Origin of the sequence: Pedobacter sp. Bi27, from assembly GCF_918698255.1 — a bacterium.
Lineage (GTDB): Bacteria > Bacteroidota > Bacteroidia > Sphingobacteriales > Sphingobacteriaceae > Pedobacter.
In genome coordinates this window covers 164,876-182,052 of the sequence record NZ_CAKKMW010000005.1, presented here as the reverse complement: position 1 = coordinate 182,052, position 17,177 = coordinate 164,876, and the positions used below count along the sequence as shown (strand labels likewise).

General features: G+C 42.4%; 19 protein-coding genes. 8 read left to right on the top strand and 11 right to left on the bottom strand.

What is annotated here, in order from left to right:
• Positions 1-5: 5 nt before the first annotated feature.
• The 4 genes from LQ227_RS17900 to LQ227_RS17885 all read right to left on the bottom strand — a co-directional run bounded on the left by LQ227_RS17900 (position 6) and on the right by LQ227_RS17885 (position 5,068).
• On the bottom strand, positions 6-2,186 hold the full coding sequence (locus LQ227_RS17900; RefSeq protein ID WP_230140123.1) for a hypothetical protein: 2,181 nt from the start codon (positions 2,184-2,186) through the stop codon (positions 6-8).
• Positions 2,187-2,421: 235 nt separating this feature from the next.
• Positions 2,422-2,781 (bottom strand): SPW repeat protein, encoded by a 360-nt coding sequence (locus LQ227_RS17895; RefSeq protein WP_230150259.1) that lies wholly within the window; start codon positions 2,779-2,781, stop codon positions 2,422-2,424.
• Between the two features lie 329 nt (positions 2,782-3,110).
• Positions 3,111-3,749 carry an MgtC/SapB family protein gene (locus LQ227_RS17890; protein ID WP_230140126.1) on the bottom strand — a complete coding sequence of 213 codons (639 nt, stop codon included), beginning with the start codon at positions 3,747-3,749 and terminating at the stop codon, positions 3,111-3,113.
• Between the two features lie 188 nt (positions 3,750-3,937).
• Complete coding sequence (locus tag LQ227_RS17885) at positions 3,938-5,068, bottom strand: Gfo/Idh/MocA family protein (RefSeq protein ID WP_230140128.1); 1,131 nt, start codon at positions 5,066-5,068, stop codon at positions 3,938-3,940.
• A 183-nt stretch (positions 5,069-5,251) separates the two neighbouring features.
• Here LQ227_RS17885 and LQ227_RS17880 point away from each other — a divergent pair, with 183 nt between their 5' ends.
• The 6 genes from LQ227_RS17880 to LQ227_RS17855 all read left to right on the top strand — a co-directional run bounded on the left by LQ227_RS17880 (position 5,252) and on the right by LQ227_RS17855 (position 8,711).
• Positions 5,252-5,701 carry a BLUF domain-containing protein gene (locus LQ227_RS17880; protein ID WP_230140138.1) on the top strand — a complete coding sequence of 150 codons (450 nt, stop codon included), beginning with the start codon at positions 5,252-5,254 and terminating at the stop codon, positions 5,699-5,701.
• A 198-nt stretch (positions 5,702-5,899) separates the two neighbouring features.
• Positions 5,900-6,421 carry a ferritin-like domain-containing protein gene (locus tag LQ227_RS17875; protein WP_230150257.1) on the top strand — a complete coding sequence of 174 codons (522 nt, stop codon included), beginning with the start codon at positions 5,900-5,902 and terminating at the stop codon, positions 6,419-6,421.
• 96 nt (positions 6,422-6,517) lie between these two features.
• Entirely contained in the window at positions 6,518-7,354 is an 837-nt protein-coding gene (locus tag LQ227_RS17870; protein ID WP_230150254.1) for a transporter, read from the top strand.
• A gap of 139 nt (positions 7,355-7,493) precedes the next feature.
• Positions 7,494-7,694, top strand: a complete 201-nt coding sequence (locus tag LQ227_RS17865; RefSeq protein WP_230150252.1) for a hypothetical protein — start codon at positions 7,494-7,496, stop codon at positions 7,692-7,694.
• Positions 7,695-7,848: 154 nt separating this feature from the next.
• A complete protein-coding gene (locus LQ227_RS17860) occupies positions 7,849-8,139 on the top strand; it encodes a hypothetical protein (protein ID WP_230150250.1) in 291 nt (96 codons plus the stop codon).
• 80 nt (positions 8,140-8,219) lie between these two features.
• Positions 8,220-8,711 carry a hypothetical protein gene (locus LQ227_RS17855; RefSeq protein WP_230150248.1) on the top strand — a complete coding sequence of 164 codons (492 nt, stop codon included), beginning with the start codon at positions 8,220-8,222 and terminating at the stop codon, positions 8,709-8,711.
• Between the two features lie 138 nt (positions 8,712-8,849).
• Here LQ227_RS17855 and LQ227_RS17850 read toward each other — a convergent pair whose 3' ends face one another.
• On the bottom strand, positions 8,850-9,188 hold the full coding sequence (locus LQ227_RS17850) for a hypothetical protein (RefSeq protein WP_230150246.1): 339 nt from the start codon (positions 9,186-9,188) through the stop codon (positions 8,850-8,852).
• A gap of 689 nt (positions 9,189-9,877) precedes the next feature.
• Here LQ227_RS17850 and LQ227_RS17845 point away from each other — a divergent pair.
• Positions 9,878-11,875, top strand: coding sequence for a PAS domain S-box protein (locus LQ227_RS17845; protein WP_230150244.1), 1,998 nt, complete (start codon positions 9,878-9,880; stop codon positions 11,873-11,875).
• A gap of 216 nt (positions 11,876-12,091) precedes the next feature.
• On the opposite strand, the gene LQ227_RS17840 is transcribed toward LQ227_RS17845, so the two are convergent.
• Entirely contained in the window at positions 12,092-12,454 is a 363-nt protein-coding gene (locus LQ227_RS17840) for a response regulator transcription factor (protein WP_230150242.1), read from the bottom strand.
• 288 nt (positions 12,455-12,742) lie between these two features.
• Between LQ227_RS17840 and LQ227_RS17835 the strand changes: the two genes are divergently transcribed.
• Positions 12,743-13,822 (top strand): HAMP domain-containing sensor histidine kinase, encoded by a 1,080-nt coding sequence (locus tag LQ227_RS17835; RefSeq protein WP_230150239.1) that lies wholly within the window; start codon positions 12,743-12,745, stop codon positions 13,820-13,822.
• A 96-nt stretch (positions 13,823-13,918) separates the two neighbouring features.
• Here LQ227_RS17835 and LQ227_RS17830 read toward each other — a convergent pair whose 3' ends face one another.
• The 5 genes from LQ227_RS17830 to LQ227_RS17810 all read right to left on the bottom strand — a co-directional run bounded on the left by LQ227_RS17830 (position 13,919) and on the right by LQ227_RS17810 (position 17,177).
• A complete protein-coding gene (locus tag LQ227_RS17830; protein ID WP_230150237.1) occupies positions 13,919-14,224 on the bottom strand; it encodes a hypothetical protein in 306 nt (101 codons plus the stop codon).
• A gap of 172 nt (positions 14,225-14,396) precedes the next feature.
• Positions 14,397-15,284: an AraC family transcriptional regulator gene (locus LQ227_RS17825; protein ID WP_230150235.1), complete on the bottom strand. Its 888-nt coding sequence runs from the start codon at positions 15,282-15,284 to the stop codon at positions 14,397-14,399.
• Between the two features lie 9 nt (positions 15,285-15,293).
• Positions 15,294-16,298 (bottom strand): aldo/keto reductase, encoded by a 1,005-nt coding sequence (locus LQ227_RS17820; protein ID WP_230150233.1) that lies wholly within the window; start codon positions 16,296-16,298, stop codon positions 15,294-15,296.
• Between the two features lie 237 nt (positions 16,299-16,535).
• Positions 16,536-16,715, bottom strand: a complete 180-nt coding sequence (locus tag LQ227_RS17815; RefSeq protein ID WP_230150231.1) for a hypothetical protein — start codon at positions 16,713-16,715, stop codon at positions 16,536-16,538.
• Between the two features lie 111 nt (positions 16,716-16,826).
• Entirely contained in the window at positions 16,827-17,177 is a 351-nt protein-coding gene (locus LQ227_RS17810; RefSeq protein ID WP_230150229.1) for a hypothetical protein, read from the bottom strand.

Below are 17,177 nucleotides of genomic sequence, written 5' to 3'. Positions count from 1 at the left end.
TTAGCCTACCAATTAATAGTCACTTTTTGGTTTCCTGCAATGCTATACTCCAACAGATCTGGGTTGTTTTTCACTGGATTGTGCTTTTCTTTTTTCTGGCCGGATTTTACTTCTAAATTTTTAGGTCTTTCTCCGCCCTGAAATAAAATAATCATCCTGCAGTTCAGCCGTTCGTCGCCGCCAGTGGTTAATGACACCGCATTTGCCCGGCATCGGAAATTGAATATGGGATAATCGAAAAAAACGATAAAAGATTCATTTTTAACCCTAAAATACTGATTCGGGATTACGCCGAATGCGATTCCTGCCCCATAAACTTCCTGTCCAACTTCGCCAGACTGCTCCCAACCATCGTGCAGATCTTCCAGCGCAATCCAGAGCCTGCGATCGATTTCACCGGTCTTGCTTTCTTCAGCCATCACCTCTTCTTTCAGCATTGGCGGATAATAGTGCGCCACACGGCCTACCATGTGCCTGATGAACTCTGCAATCAACAACCTTACCGACGGAAGGATTTCCACGCCTTCTGCTTCTGCAAGGTAATCATGAAGGGCTGAATATACCTCCTGCTCTTCGTAAGCTGCAGTATAAGGCGCATCTCTCAGTGGGAAAACCCCAAAAAATGTCGGAAAGTTCTTTGCGTTCCCATAATCACATTCCCATAGTTGAACGTTGTCAAAAATTGCCGCCAAACATACATAACTCAGTTCCAGAAACGTTTTATCTTGAGTTTCTTTATACAACCGGAGCATGGCTCCTGCAGAAAATGCGGTGTTGTTTGCCTGGTAAAACACTTCAAAGCTCAGGCCTTTTAATTTGGATGCTGCTTTTTTGGCTTCCTCAAAAAAACTTTTCTCTCCGGTTATTTTCCACATCCTCAGCATTAAGTCTGCATAAGTACCTGGAACATCTTTTTCACCACCTTCTCCTTCTGCGGTTTCTGCTTTTATAATATCAAGGGTATCCATTTGATAAAATACAGGCCACTCGTAATTGAATTTATGGGCCACCCTAATTGCATAATCAATGGAATCAAGCAGGATTTTTTTTGCGCCTTCGTCACCACGTGTGCTCAGGCGGGCCAGGTTCATTAATGGATGGTGCAGATACCAGGCGTCCATTACCTGAGGTTTTTTCTGCTCTTCAGAATGGTCCAGGTTCTTTTCGGCCGATGGGAGCCATCTCACAATTGTTCCCGTATCTTGCTTGTAGAATGCCCCGAGCCCTGCCCTTAGTTCAGTTACCAACTGATGGGTGGTTTCCCCTTTCCAATCCAGGTAATCAAGCATGGGAAGCAATACAGCAAGCTGAACCATTACTTCAGGAGGCGTTTTATAATCAGCTACGTAAGCGTTGAGATAACTATGGCCTCCCGCAAATGTCCAACAGCCTTTATGGTAAGTCAAATCCGCTAGGCCTTTCTCCACGGTGTCAAGCCAGTCATGGTAAAAACGCTCTGGTCGTGGAAGTTTAATATAAGTTGCCGCTAACTGATCTAAATACAACATTGCGGTTTCGGCAGGGGCAGAAGGAAGCTGATCCGATAGGCGTACAAAACCGTCACTAAGGCAATAGCTTACGCCTTTTTTTAAAGGTGCCTTAGTCGCTGGTAAAGAAAAGCCGATTTCAGGCCATTCTCCTCCAACAGCACCACCTGCACTGCATTGTGCAGTTTCGCAATAATCATTAAGGGCTGTTAGGTTTTGGAAATAAAATACGGAGCCAGAATCACCATCATTAAAAAAAAGGACTCCAGAGCGGGTTCCCCTTTGCTGGGTGTGGATTTTGCCCTGTTGTTTTATTTTGCCTTTTTCATCGAAACAGATAATGTCTCTTGGCCAATAAGGGATATGCAGTGGTACCTTCGGCGTTGCCATTACGGTATAACGGAAAAAATCATTTCCTGCTTCATGTTGTACGGTTACCTGGTAAACAATTGTTGAGCAGGCGAGGCTCACTGTCATTTCTCCTTCTTCGTGATGGATTTTTTTAACTTCTAGTTTTCCGGATGGTGAAAATGCGGTACGGAACGCAATACGACTCCCGTCAGGCCGTTCTTTTACCAGCCAAAGTGTATCACTTGACAAATAAGCATAAAGCTGAAGCGATTTGGAAATTTCGGCAACAGGTGCTAGTGGTTTAAGCTCTGTTTGGGCATTTGCTGCCCAGATGGTAATAGGTTTCATAGTGAATGGAATAAAAAACTGTTTTTTTTAAAGGCTCAAAAAAGGTAATAGGAACTCCTATTCATTGTCCAAAAGATTGTCGGAGATATCTCTCTAATCAATTTTGTACGCTTCGTTGGAGTTAATACTTCGTAATCATCCTTGTTCCCTGTATCAACTTTATGGAGCGTACAGGGCTAGTATTGGTATCGCCAGTATAGTATTTTAAATAGCAACACTTTATCTTTTTCCGCCCTCAACCGTCTTTAATCATCGAATTAGCGTTTGAGGTTAATCCGGCCACAATGGAAAAGGCACCCATGACGATATGTGGCAAAAAAATCTGGTTATAAAATCCAAAAAGCCAGGGCGAAATAACCAGGATAAATCCTAAAACTATATCCATGTCGAGATGGAATGCCATTGGCAACCTCTTCCATACGCCAAGTTCATAGTTTGTAAAAAGAGATAGCAGAAAAACACTAAGGGCAGCAATAAAAAAACAGGCAGCAGCTGGGATAATGGTGGTAAAACCTAAGAAAAACGGTGCTGAAATCATAATTGCAGCCCACAGGTAGTCAATTATTCCATGTGTTTTTCTCGATATTTTTTTCATGTGTTAAGTCTTTTTATTTTCTTCCAAAAGGTTAATTTTGATTTGAGCATGCCTTTAATTCTAACAGCGCCAGCGTACAAAACTTTTCAATCTTTTGAGCTGATATACCCATAACATCGTTCTTTCAAGAAAACCCTGTTTATTGGCTGCGTGTTTTATGGAACGGTATAAAGCGTATTTATCCTTCTTTTATTAAGTATTTTACTTCAAGCTAAGGAGATATTAATTTTATGCCTGCCATATCTTTTTTCCTTATCTTCAGGTATGTATTTCTTTTGAGGCTGTTTCATTCGATATTCTATTTTGAGGTTTATCCATTAAATGTTCAGTTAAGAGAAACTAGCCACCTCCTCAGCCATAGCCAATAATGTGGTGAGTTCATTTACGGCCGCCTTTTTACCCCTTATCAGGTACACTACATTTATCCGTCCTTCTTCTTTGGAAAGTTCCATACGCTCAATCTTGGCTTCGGTACTATTTAGGCGTTTTTCGAGCAAAAGCACGCTGGAAAACGAATTGTCGACGAAAGTTATCGTAACCATCCTTTCCTTTTTTAGGTCTGATATGATTTTTTCAACATAACTAACCATTACCAATACGCAAAGGGTGCTGATGGTGAGCACAAATGCAAGCGCGTGATAACCTACGCCAGCGGTCATGCCGATTGCAGCGGATGTCCAGATAACGGCGGCAGTGGTTAGCCCTCTTACCGATATGCGGTCTTTAAAAATTACACCGGCACCGATAAAACCTATGCCGGTTATAATATTTGCCGAAATGCGGTCGTCGGTACCCGTTCCATGCCAGGAAACAATTGTAAAAATCGTCGATCCAAGGCTGATCAATATGATGGTCCGGAACCCTGCAGACTTGTTCCTGTATTCCCGCTCAAACCCGATGATGCCGCCACATATGACCGAAACCAACATGGCAATGATATCGCGTATGTCTATGGTTAGATCAATCATTCTTTTTCATTATCTATAAATATGTTCATGATTCAATTTTTAGGATAGCTAAACAATAATTGCGCAAATACATTTTCTAATATCATACATCATATTTATTCTTTTAATCATCGCAGCGCAGAACGCATGCATAATATGTTATCATATTGAGTTTGTTGGAGTGCAATTTCTCTTATAGGCTTAATTGCTTACTGAGAAGCGAGAATAGCTGTTTTTAGGCTTTCGAAGGCATCCTCTATCGTTATAGTTAGTTGATGGTCTTTATTTTCTATTTTTTTAATGATGTCTGACAAAATCGACTGAACACATTTTCCGTAAACCTCTCCCTTGGTTTGATGGATTTCAAAATTGCCGGAAAGCATTTCATCTACCTGGTAAGTTATTCCGCCGGCATTTACGGCTTGATTTTCGGCCGGTAGATCTTCACTGCCCCAACCCTCGGGTCTGGAAACGTCTCTCAAAGTATTTAATTCGCCGTGTACGGTAATGGTCCAGCCCGGCAGGCTTTCCAGCTGTACTTTGCCCTGGCTGTTTACCAGTGCTTTCACCGTTCCTTTCATAGGCATCCAGCCTTCAATTTCTATACGGGCGAGATCGTAGGCAAGGTGTATCGTTGTTTGTTCAAATAAGCCAGGCCCGGAAAAAGCATGGTAGTAGCTGGCAATTAAACCTTCGTTATATAACACCATCGCAGCCATACGGTCGCGCTGGTTTTCATTTCTACTATCAGTGCAACCATACACCTCAATGTATTCCTGATTGCCAATGGCATTCACAATATCGAAAAAGTGTACCCCATGTTCGATGAATATTCCACCAGACATTTCTGTTTTCCAGAACCAGTGATCCTGAGGCAAAGCCTCATCTTGCGCATAGTTGTTTACAACAACATGCCTTAGCTTGCCAAAAGTACCTGCCTGTCCTAATTTGATGAGATTTTGAATAATGGGGTTATAACGGATCATATGATCTACTGTTATCACGCTACCGGTCTGCTTTTGCGTTTCTATAATCTCCCGCGCGCCTTCTTCACTTATTGCCACGGGTTTTTCGAGCAGGACATGTTTGCCGGCCTTCATCGCTGCGCAGGCCATTTCGGCGTGTAAACTTGGTGGCGTTACAATACTTACAATGTCTATATTTTTGTCCTGTATCAATTCTTTCCAATCGCGATATACCACGAAATTTTCTTCGGATTGAAAATTTTTGTGCGGATCTGCAATTGCAACAATTTCTACATTGGGCAGCTTTTCCCACCAATAATGAAGGAATTTACCAAAACCCCCGTAACCGATTATTCCTATTTTATATTTTTTCATCTGTTTTACTATTTACCTGTGGCCGATAGACTGTCGATTATGTTAAACACTAAAAAAACAATTTCTCTAAACAGAAGGTTTTGGAAATAGGTGCATTTTTGCGCAGCTTATTCTTTCGCGTTAAAATTGGCTGATTAGAATAAATTCATAATTTGAAACAGTTTTTTACTTAACTAATTTATCTTGTTATTTCACTTAATCTATTTTAGCAAAGCCCGGACGTTAATGCCGGTGGATGGTCTTACCAGCTTACTCAACAAATCCAGAGTAGATAACCTGGCAAATGACATTACAGGTATGCTTTTATATATGGAAGGAAGATATTTTTCGGAATATGAAGGGCGTTTTATGCAGGTGCTGGAAGGTAGTGAAAGTAGTGTGAAAAAACTTTTCGAAAAGATAGCAAAAGACGAACGGCATCAGGGGGTACTGGTATTAAGGGAGTCATTTCTAAAAGAACGCAATTTCCCGGATTGGACCATGGGTTTTAAATCAATAAAACACGAAGAATACCAAAAACTGCCTGGCTTTTTCCCCCTCGGGGACGATTTTCTATTAAAAGAAGATGCTCAAAAGGGTAACGCTGCCCTTGACTTTTTAAAGTCTTTTTATGATATATCCAGCAAATTGTGATGTCTGTAGCTAAAGGAAATCTTACAGGATCGTTTCTACTTGGCTTGTTTCCCTTAAAAAAACTTCGCACCCGCTTACCAATATTTCTTTTATTAGATAAACCTATAAAATGCCTGAAAGGAAGAACTCAAAGTTTAAATTTTTTAAACTTTTTTTTGTTAGGCACTGTTCTTATGATGAACATTAAACTATAAAAACATGGCAAATAAAAAAAATGATGTACAGATGCCAAATGCGCATCTTCATGAACTTTTTGTGGATGAACTAAGAGATATACTTGGTGCGGAGAAGCAGTTGCTTAAAGGCCTTAAAAAACTTTCAGAAGCTGCCGGCAGTGAAAAACTGAAAAATGCTTTTGAAACCCATTATGCCCAAACCGAAGGGCAGATTGACCGACTGAAAGAGGTTTTTAACTCAATAGGTCTCACTGCGAGGGGTAAAAAGTGTAAGGCAATGGAAGGTCTCCTGGAAGAGGCAGACGAAATTATCGAAAGCTTTGGCGGTGAGCCACAGGTACTTGATGCTGCATTAATCACCGCGGCACAAAAAGTTGAGCACTACGAGATAGCAAGTTATGGAACCCTTGTAACCTTTGCAAAGCTGATGGAGCATGCTGAGGCCGAAGAGTTACTGGCTGCTACACTTGCGGAAGAAAAAGATACCGACAGCCTGTTGACAGAAATCGCTTTAACTGAAGCAAATACAGGCGTTACAGCCTAGAATACCTGCAAAACGCCACACTACCCAGTGTGGCGTTTTTAATCTCTTCAGGTTTAAATCGCTGGAAAGGCAATTGAAACCTGACCCCAGAACCAAATGAAAACACTATACAATATTATTTTAATTCTCGCGCTGTTAAGCGTTGTCAATATTGGGGCTTTCGGCCAGCAAAAAACCTGCTATCATTTATTCAGGCCAGTTCCGGGTGATAGTTTGAGGGAAATGGAAACCGATCGGCCAGATGTAACCGAAAGCCCGCAAACCATTGATGCCGGGCATTTTCAGTTTGAGACCGATCTTGTTCGCTTTCAGCGCGAAAACCGCAATGCGGGAAGGAGCGACGAGTATCTTTTCAACCTGGCCAATATAAAGCTTGGGTTAACAAATTCGACAGCCATCCAGCTTACCTTTGAAAGTTTTGTGGTAAAAAAGGATTTTAATACCGAAAGCAGTTTTGATCGGAACAGTGGATCTGGTGACCTTACCCTCAGGTTGAAACAAAATCTGCTGGGCAATGATAAAGGGAAATTCGCTATTGCGCTGCTCCCATATGTGAAGTTTCCGACTTCCCGTGCAGACAGAGAGAGCCAATATGAAGGGGGGATCATCATTCCAATGAGTATTAAATTTGGAAATGACTGGAAATTAGGCTTTCAGGTTGAAGCAGACCGGCTACAGGAGGAGGAAGGCTCCGGACATCACAACCAGATTTTGCAGACGCTTACCGTATCACATCCGCTTACTAAAAAGCTTGACGGTATCATTGAAACCTATTATACCTATGAATTTAAAGATAACCATTTAAAAAACTTTCTGAATGCTGCGCTGCAATATGAGCTGTCTAAGGATTTGCTTATTGATGGTGGCCTTAATTATGGCGTTCAGCATGATGCAAGGAAAAGCTATTTTGTGGGGCTTTCTTTCAGGCTATGATCCAGAACTGGTATTCCCCGCAAAATCACAGAAGAAATTCTGTTAGAAAAACGTAAAGATTATAAAACCTTTTTTTTGGGGTAAAGGTTCTTTTTTAACAGCCATCTTCAATGGAGTAATAGATTAATCTATACACATTATGGAAAACAACCTATCGGGAAAAATTCCCCAGACCAGTTTGCCCAAAGAAACCGAGCTTCCAGAAAATACCGATTACCGTGAAATTGCCGGAAAAGGAAATCTCATCAATGATCCGAAGACTCCGGAACACAGCCAGGCATCCAGCGAGGAAGATAATAACAAAGAAACGGATAACAACCCATTGATCCGGGGCATTTAAACTTTTGCTTAACAAAACATACCTAAGAACAGGACAGCTGTAGCTCACCTAGCTGGGTACTAAAGTTGACTCCTATTTCATGCTCAATTGCTTTGCAAAGAACAATCCTTTGTAACAGCTGTTATTAATCTTGGTACATCTAAACAACAGAAAAATGGCAAGAATTAACGAAACAAACAATCCTTTAACCACAGAGGAAGCTAACAGGTTCGAATCTGGTGTGATAGAAACAGTTTGGAGTGAAACAGGAGAACCCCATTACATTGTCAAGGATGGCCTTAATGTTAAAGAATATGCCGCTTTGGCAAAAAAATACCTTGAAAATGAACGGATCATAGCCCATGATTTTACCAGCTATGTAATTAACAGATCAGGTGAGCGCGTTGATTTTGAATATAAATCAGGATGGTTCCTCGAAGGTTTAGCCGAACAGGAAATGGAATAAGCTCTTTATTCTTTTCTCTTTTTTAATTTAAAAATGTGGTCGGAAAACTTGAATTTGTTTAAATTTAACTAGTACCAGATATGATAAATCCGCTCGTTAAAACTGTGGGCTGTAGTATTGCCGGAACAACGATGATGACAGCATCAAGTGCATTAATGTCATTAATAGGCCAAGACTTTAGAGAATCTGAGCGCTTAAATGGCTTGATTAGCAGGGTATTGCCTTTTCTTCCAAAACGTGTCAGATCCGTTTCAGCGTGGGCTGCACATTACGCAATGGGATCTGCGTTTTCTGCTGTATATGTTAAGTTATGGGATTCAAAGACCTTGAAACCTACAGGAACCTGTGGGGTGTGTCTGGGCGCAGTGAGCGGCCTGATCGGAATTGCTATCTGGAAAGCAACATTTGCCGTCCATCCGTTAAGCCCACTTATGAATTATAAACGGTTCTATTTACAACGTATTCCAGCCCACATTGTATTTGCAATCTTTGCAACAATTGCTTACCGTGCCATGCAAAAAAGTATTGATAGCACAAATGGCGCAGAACAAGAAGAAGCATTGGGTAGGTAGAAACGCACCCCTTAATCTTTCTGTGCGTTCAGTCGTGATAGCTACTCCAATAAATTATAGTTAGCATTCACATTACCAGTGGCAAGTACTGCTAACTGTTTCCTATTGAATTGGTTCAGTTCACAGTGGTCTGATTGATTAGGATCCGTTCGGGGATGCGCTGGTGAATAGCTTTGGAAGCTGTTTTTCTTTAATATTTTCCTTTAGTATGATATTTCGGTCGGTTATAACCGCCCATGATTCGGGATGTGTTGCCAGGAGACTATCTGCCAGTTGTTTCAAATCAAAATCTTGACCGATAGTTAGTGGTCTTATAACCGCTTGATTGTCAATATTTTTAATGACGTGAATAGTACCCAGCTTTTGAATGATGGCCATTCTGGATTTATAGGTTGGGCAATAACCCCAGATCTTTACATTGCGGTTCCGGACAATAAAATTTACGCCAGCAAAATTTACATCTTCTTTTGCTTTCATCGTAAGATCTGCTTTGATCTGCCTGTCTCTTTCATAGCTATTACACGAAATTATTGATAAAGCGCATATAACAAAGCGCAATGTACTGTAGAGTTTCATATTTGTGCTGTTCATTAAAAATAACCTATACACCAACTGCGATGATATGTCCCTGACGATTACCCACACACACCGCAGGTTTCGTTATTCTCATTATGTTAAATTTAAAATGCAGCGGCACTGTACCACTGCGATTCTTCGGTTTATAATAGACCGGCTATTCCATTTGATGGCGCTTTCCACTTTAGGTTAACGATTTTTCCTTTAATTAACCCAGATCGGCTGCGTCCTTCTAAAGGTGGCTGGCACGTTAATGGCTGTAACCGTTGGCGTCTGTCATCAACTTTTTCTGCTATGGAGATCTTATCCCTTTGCACACTGCTTCGCTTTTGTTCCATAATCTTTTTAACAGGTAACTGGCAGAAAGGCGGCTAGGTTTTACCATTTTCAATTTCAGGTATTTTGTGCGCTTTGTTAAATAGGTTGCAGGTATTTAACGTAGCATAAAGCAGTATTTCGTATCCAAACTACCCCGCCGCTAAGTCTTTTGTAACTAATAGTGTTATTGCACGCAAATAGAGAACGTCATTAATGATAATTTCAAACAAAACGCTTATTTTCTGGTTTCAGATATTACCAAATGCCAACTTATGGGTAAACAATTAACCTATTTATCTCTTTCTGCTACAAATGAGGAACGTTTTCAGGCATTATTGACCGCGACCTCGGATGTAGTTTACAGTATGAACCCAGACTGGACCATCTTGACTGGGCTCGATGGCCATGGGGTCCGCCATGACGCAAAGGATGCAACCCCAGGTTGGCAATCCAAGTATGTATATGAAGAAGACCTTGAACTTGTACAGCATGCCATTCAAAGTGCGATCGAGACAGGGAGCATTTTTCAGCTTGAACACCGGGTGAAACGGGCTGATGGAAGTGTCGGTTGGACCTTTTCCAAGGCAGTGCCGATTTTTGATGATAAAGGGGAGGTAAAAGAATGGTTTGGTGTGGAATCGGATATTACGGAACGCAAATTAGCCGAACAGCACCTGGCAGCCTCTAAAGAAGTATTGGAGCAGCAGAAGCGCACTTACGAAACCATCACTTCCGGAACACCAGACCTGATGTACGTTTTCGATCTCGAGTATCGGTTCACCTATGCAAACGCCGCACTTTTGCAGATGTGGGGCAAATCCTGGGACGAAGCAATAGGGAAGAACCTGCTGGAAAATGGTTACGAACCATGGCATGCAGATATGCATGAGCGGGAGATTGACAGCATCATAGCTACAGGAAACCCGGTTAGGGGCGAAGTGGCTTTTCCGCACGCCACCATGGGCAGAAGGTTGTATGATTATATCCTAAATCCTGTTTTCAATGAGAGCGGCGAAGTCGTCGCCGTTTCAGGAACGACCAGGGACGTAACCGAACGGGACCAATGGCAACAGCAGCTGGAACAAAGCGCTTTAAGGTTGCAGACCATGAACGAGGAATTTGCCGCGATTAATGAGGAGCTCACAGTTTCCAATGATCAGCTTAAGGCGGCCAACGAACGTTTGTCAAAAGCAAATGCCGATCTCATTTCCGCCCAAAAAACCATTGAGGAAGGGAAACTTGTCCTCCGTCTCGCAGTTGAGGCGGCAAATTTCGGCATTTGGTATATAAATTCAGTTACCAGGGAACTCATTACCGATGCCCGGTTTAAGGAATTATTCGGTTATTACCCCGATGAAGCGCTTTCCATTGAACAGGCAATCGCACAGATTACAGTTGAATACAGGGACTTTATTTCCGGTAAACTTGAAAACGCAATTTATAATAATGGAGATTATGATGTTAGTTATCCTGTTATCGGTCTGCATGATAATAAACTGAGGTGGCTCAGGGCAATCGGCAATCTTACAGCAGACCCTTCAGGCACATTTTCTGCATTCACCGGTGTAGTTATGGATATAACCGAACAAAAGATGGAGGAAATAAGGAAGAACGATTTTATGGGTGTGGTAAGCCACGAACTCAAGACACCATTGACCTCACTTTCTGCATATCTCCAGTTATTGGAATCGCGGTCAAAGCAAAACCCCGACGAAATCATCCATCGTGCCTTATCACAATCTGTTAAACAGACCAAGCGCATGACTGACATGATTAACGGTTTTTTGGATTTGTCGAGACTGGAATCGGCAAAGATCGATGTCAACAGTTCAAAATTTGATATTAGTGAGCTGATCAGAGATTCACAAGAGGAAGCGTTAATGTTATATGGTACCCATAAATTTATTTTTGATCCTGTGGAAAGCCACATGGTAAATGGAGACAGGGGAAGACTTGGACAGGTCATTTCAAATCTTGTTGGCAATGCGGTTAAGTATTCCAGACCGGGAAGTGTTATCCTGGTGTCATGTGTTGGAGCCGGTGAGCAGGTGAGGGTAAGCGTAAGGGATGAGGGGATCGGAGTTAGAAAAGAAGAGCTTCCGAAAATATTTGGGCGGTTTTACCGTGCGGAGGGCAATAAGCTGATCTCGGGATTCGGGATAGGACTGTACGTCTGTTCGGAGATTATAAAGCTGCACGGCGGGGAAATATGGGCAGAAAGCGATCTGGGGAAAGGTTCTTTACTCACCTTCACCTTGCCGCGGCTGTAAGGGGTTATATATGTCTTTTGAATACACCAAATAGTCAGATATAATCCGATGAAACCTTGCTTAGGAGATCAGGGCTGAAATTACTGAGAAAATAATATTATAGATAGGAGAGGCATTTATGGCAAGTATGACCTTTGGATGGTTCTGGGCAAAGTTCAAATTGTTGGTGTATTAGAGAAAAACAGGGCTCCCGCAAAGCTGTCATTTTTTATTATTTTATCCGGTGAGTTCCGCAACCCTGTTCAATAATTTGTCAAGATCAAATGGTTTAGCCATAAATGAATCAGAAAAGCATGCAGCGGAAAGTTCCGGCAGATCTGGTTCTGCTGATAACAAAAGTACAGGTGTTATATACAATGGTGTTGTGGCTTTCAGATCCGCGCAGATCTGGTCGCCCGTCTGGACTGATCCTACAATCTTAATATCAAGTATAATCATATCGGGCTTGAGCAAAATAATCTCAGCTGCTGATTTACCGTTTAAAAAGCCCTCTACCGCGTATCCTTCGGTTTCAAATATAAGATGTAGCAGTTCCAGAATCCCGGGATCATCTTCAATGATTAGTATGCGTTTGATCATAGTATATTCCGGGCTTTGGTAGAATAACCTTGATTGTAAACATTTGTTTTGATTATGGAAATTAAACTTTTCGAAACAGGACGTTTCTTGTATTGATGGTGATACTGTTTGTAGAAGGGTTAAAAAAACTTGTATAAGTATTTCTGAACATTTAGGTTTAAATCTGCCAAAAGAACTGACCAGGTCTAGTTCAGATTGGTGTGTAGTAGGTGCATGATTGTGGCGATAGATATGTATTTATTGTCTATCTTGCACTGCCGATCCGGACTCACCCTGTAGGCCATACGCATGCAGAACAAAGCTGAGCAGATCAATGCGCTTATCGAACTTAATGAAGAGCTGGAAAACTATTTCAGAAATACGATCATTCCCCAGTTGTTTGTCGATGCACACCTGATACTGAGAAAGTTCACGCCACCGGCCATGCGCCAATTCAGCCTAAAGCTAGCTGATGTAGGCAGGCCTATCGCAGATATCAAAGAAAATTTTCGTTTTCCGACTATTATCGAGAATATTCAGCATGTTATCGACAGTGGAGATGTGCTGGAAAAGGAAATTCAGACCACAGACCTGCGTTGGTATCAGATGAACATTCTGCCATATATCGTTCAGCGTGACAAGAAAACAAATGGGGTGATCATCACTTTTGTGGAGATCACCATGCGCATACGCGATTTAAAAGAGCAGGAAAAACTGATTGCTGAGCATGAGCTGCTTTTGGATACTATTTCGCATGATATAAAAACACCGCTCACCAGTCTGGGACTTACGATCGAGATGCTTAGAAAACTACCGGAGAAAGATATGGAACGGTTTCCAGTGCTTTTGGAAAAGGTGGAGAACAGCCTGACTAAAATGCAACAGATAATCCATGAGCTAACCGATTCCCGTGAACAAGAGCACCGGTATAAAGCGGTGGAGGAACTGCTGGATTTTGAGCATATCCTGGAAGATATCAGGCTCACGCTTGCACCGCAGATAAATGAATCATCTGCAAAGATAAAGACTGATATCGGTTTTTCAGAAATCTTATATATCCGCCGTAAACTGCGCAGCATAATCTATAACCTGGTTAATAATGCCATAAAATATAGGTCAAGCGAAAGGAATCCGGAAATTTTGATCAAAACCCATCAGGAAGGAGATTTTATGGTAATTGCCGTAAAAGATAACGGAATTGGGATTGGCGAAAATAACTTAACGGGTATTTTCGGGAAATACCAACGGATTTCCCAGTCTGGTGACGGTTCGGGGATCGGGCTTTACCTGGTTAAGGAAATTGTAGGTGCTTCCGGTGGAAGGATTACCGTTGATAGTAAATTGGGAGAAGGTTCAATATTTACTGTTTATCTGAAAATTAAAGGTTAATCTTTTGTCAGGCGCCGTTATTCTTTGGGTGTTAGCCATATTCAAATCATTTACTGCGCCGCCTACCTTTATCCCTCTTGAACAATATTAAGACAGCTATTGCGGCGGTGCTTCCAGCTCATCATCGCTGTCAAGTTCAATATTTTGAAGTTCTCCTAAATGAGCCCTGCCAGGGTGCACAAGTTCGATCTGCTCTGCTAACATATGGAGGATCTCCAGCTCAATAGCTGCCGGGTTCTGGCATACATGCAAAAAATCCCGGCTGTCGGGTTCCAGGCTGGCCACAAATTTCCCGTCCTGGTAGATTTTGTATTTACAGCCACCGGTAACGTGATGCGGGTGCTGTTCAACCTGGAAATGGAACTTATGGTTGGGACTAAGAGTTACGGTAAAGTTGTCCATAAGGGTTTCGTGTTTTATACATAACAATCCCAGGGCAACGCTTGTTTCAAAATTGGAAGCAGGATAGTACTATTTATTGATAGAATACATCGCCAAGCGCTGATCGACCCAAACGGGACTGCGGTAAATATTTCTGCAAAGAATATTTTCCGGACACAGTTTGTCCCAGTAATCAGTTAAAAGCCTGACGAAATTCCAGTGGCGATAAATTCGTCTTCTTTTTGAAAAGTGTGCTAAAGGATTGCGCGTGTTCAAAGCCCAGGGTATAGGCAATCTCGCTGACCGACAGACTGGTTGTGGAAAGTTTTTCTTTGGCGTTCGCGATCAGTTTTTCATGAATATGCTGCTGTGTGTTCTGCCCCGTATGAATCCGGAGCAGGTCACTCAAGTAATTCGGCGACAGGTTCATCTGCGTAGCAACATGTTGTACAGTGAGCAAACCCTGTACATCGCCTTTAAAGTAGTCATCAATCAACTGCTCGAACCTGACCAGCAGTGCTGAATTATTGTTCTTGCGGGTCAAAAACTGCCGCTCATAAAAACGGTTGGAGTATTTTAACAGGCTCTCGATTTGCGTAAGTATGATCTCTTGGGTATGCTTATCGATATGCTGGCACTCCTTATCTATTTTATGGAGAATCGTGATCAGGTCATCTTCTTCATCGGCCGACAGGTGCAGCGCTTCGTTAACCGCGTAATCGAAAAAACCATAATGATGAATGCTGTTTGCCAGTGTATGCTGTAACAGGAAGTCTGGGTGAAATATCAGGAGATAACCAGACCCGCATTCCATATTCTGCAGGTCCAGTTGTTGCACCTGGTTAGGCGCGGTAAAACTCAATACTCCTTTATCGTAATCATAATGCTGCTGTCCGTACCTGATTTTGCCTCTGGCTTCGCGTTTTAGTGCCACGCAATAAAAGCGGTTAACGAAACCTTTCCAGATCTCGTCTTCCAAAAAAATACTTTCTGCCAAATTGATCACGCTCACCAGCGGGTGGCGGGGTTCTGTTAAGGACAGCAAACGGTGAAATTCCGATATGGAGTTAATGGCGTTCATAAAACAAAATTAATCAATTAAGCCCATACTAAACTCATCATAAGGCGCGCCGGTATCCGTACCTAAAGGTACAATGCTTTCCAGCTGTGATAGATCTTGCTGCGTTAATTCAATAGTTGTTGCCGCAATGTTTTGCTCCAGGTACTTCCGGCGTTTCGTTCCAGGAATCGGCAAGATGCCGTTGCTCATAATCCAGGCCAAGGCCAATTGCGCGGAAGTGACCTGTTTCGCTTCAGCCATTACTTCGATAGCTTTCACCAATTCAATATTCTTGTCGAATTGTGCGCCCTGGAAACGCGGGATCGCCCTACGGAAATCATTTTCAGGCAGGTCATCTATGCTTTTGATCTGCCCCGATAAGAACCCACGGCCCAACGGTGAGTAAGCTACAAAACCAATACCAAGTTCCTTTAAGGTTGCCAAAACCCCACGTTCTTCCACCGTCCGCTCGAACAAAGAGTACTCGCTCTGTACGGCAGTAATCGGGTGCACCGCATGCGCCCGCTTAACCGTCTCAGACGAAACTTCCGACAAACCGATATAACCAATTTTACCTTCCTGAACCAGCTCAGCCATTGCCTCAATTGTTTCCTCAATCGGCGTATTTTTATCCAGGCGGTGCAGGTAATACAGATCGATGTAATCCGTATTCAGATTTTTGAGCGAACGCTCCAAAGATTTTTTTACGTAATCTTTCTTGCCATTAATCGCCCAGGTTACCTTATTGTTATCATCGATCTCCCAGCCAAACTTGCTCGCCAAAATATACTGGTCACGTTTACCACAGATCGCTTTAGCGATCAACTGCTCGTTCTTCAGCGGTCCGTACAGATCGGCAGTATCTAAAAAATTACCGCCTAACTCAAGCGAACGCTGAATCGTTGCGATGGCTTCCTGCTCATCAGCAGGACCATACATATGCGCTTTTTCAAAACCCGTCATGCCCATACAGCCCAGGCCGATCACGGGCACAACCAAACCCTGGCTGCCCAATGCTATTTGTTTCATTTCCATAACCCAAATGTCGGTAAGCCAAATCGCGTGAATGTATGCAAACCCCTGAAGCTTGTAAGCAAATCAAGGAATGATTTTTTAAGGCCTATAATACCCTGGCTATACTGCTACACTGTTTTAATCGAAAGATTTACTGGCTGCCTACTGTGGAAGGCTGTGAACCTCATTGCGGAACTGTTGAGCATCTGTGGGTGATCGTTGATGATCGCAAAGAAAGTACTTATGACAGTGCTGGTTTTAGGGGTGATGGTTGTTTCTAACGGAAAATGATTTTACAAGTGATTTACAATAATGTAATTGCAATTCTAACTGCTTAATAATCAGATTTGAGTTTGATATCAGTTTTTTGGAATGCTCCAACAGTTCTTTACTCATCAGGAGGTCTGCAATTCCAGGTTGGTCTTTATCTTTTGTCATTATTATTTCTGTTTAACAATGACGCTGCTGTGGCATTGTAGGTTAGGATGAAGCGTTCTGCGAAATGGGGCACCAATTATTTATTGAGGGAATATCAGTGCGGGCATTGTTTTAAGCTTTTAATTTTCTGCCGGAAGCAAAAAGCGCGATGATGATGAAGATCAGCTCAACCGCTGCATCAGCCAGATAGATTTTCGAGATCGTGCCGCTTATGGTGTAGTAGAGGTCAATGGCGAAAAAGCTGATGGCGGTACTGATGCAGAGTAGAAGCGGCCGTTGCTTCTGGGCTAACTGTGAGAGTATAGATAGCGCAACGGCTGTGCTCAGCAGTCCGACCATTTTTACCAGCCAGATATCTGTTTTAGGGCCGGTAACCAAGACGAAGCTCTCTATATGAAGCAGTGGCCAGATGCCTGTGAGCAGGTAAAATATGCCTTGGGCAAGAAGAAGCTTCCTGGTCAT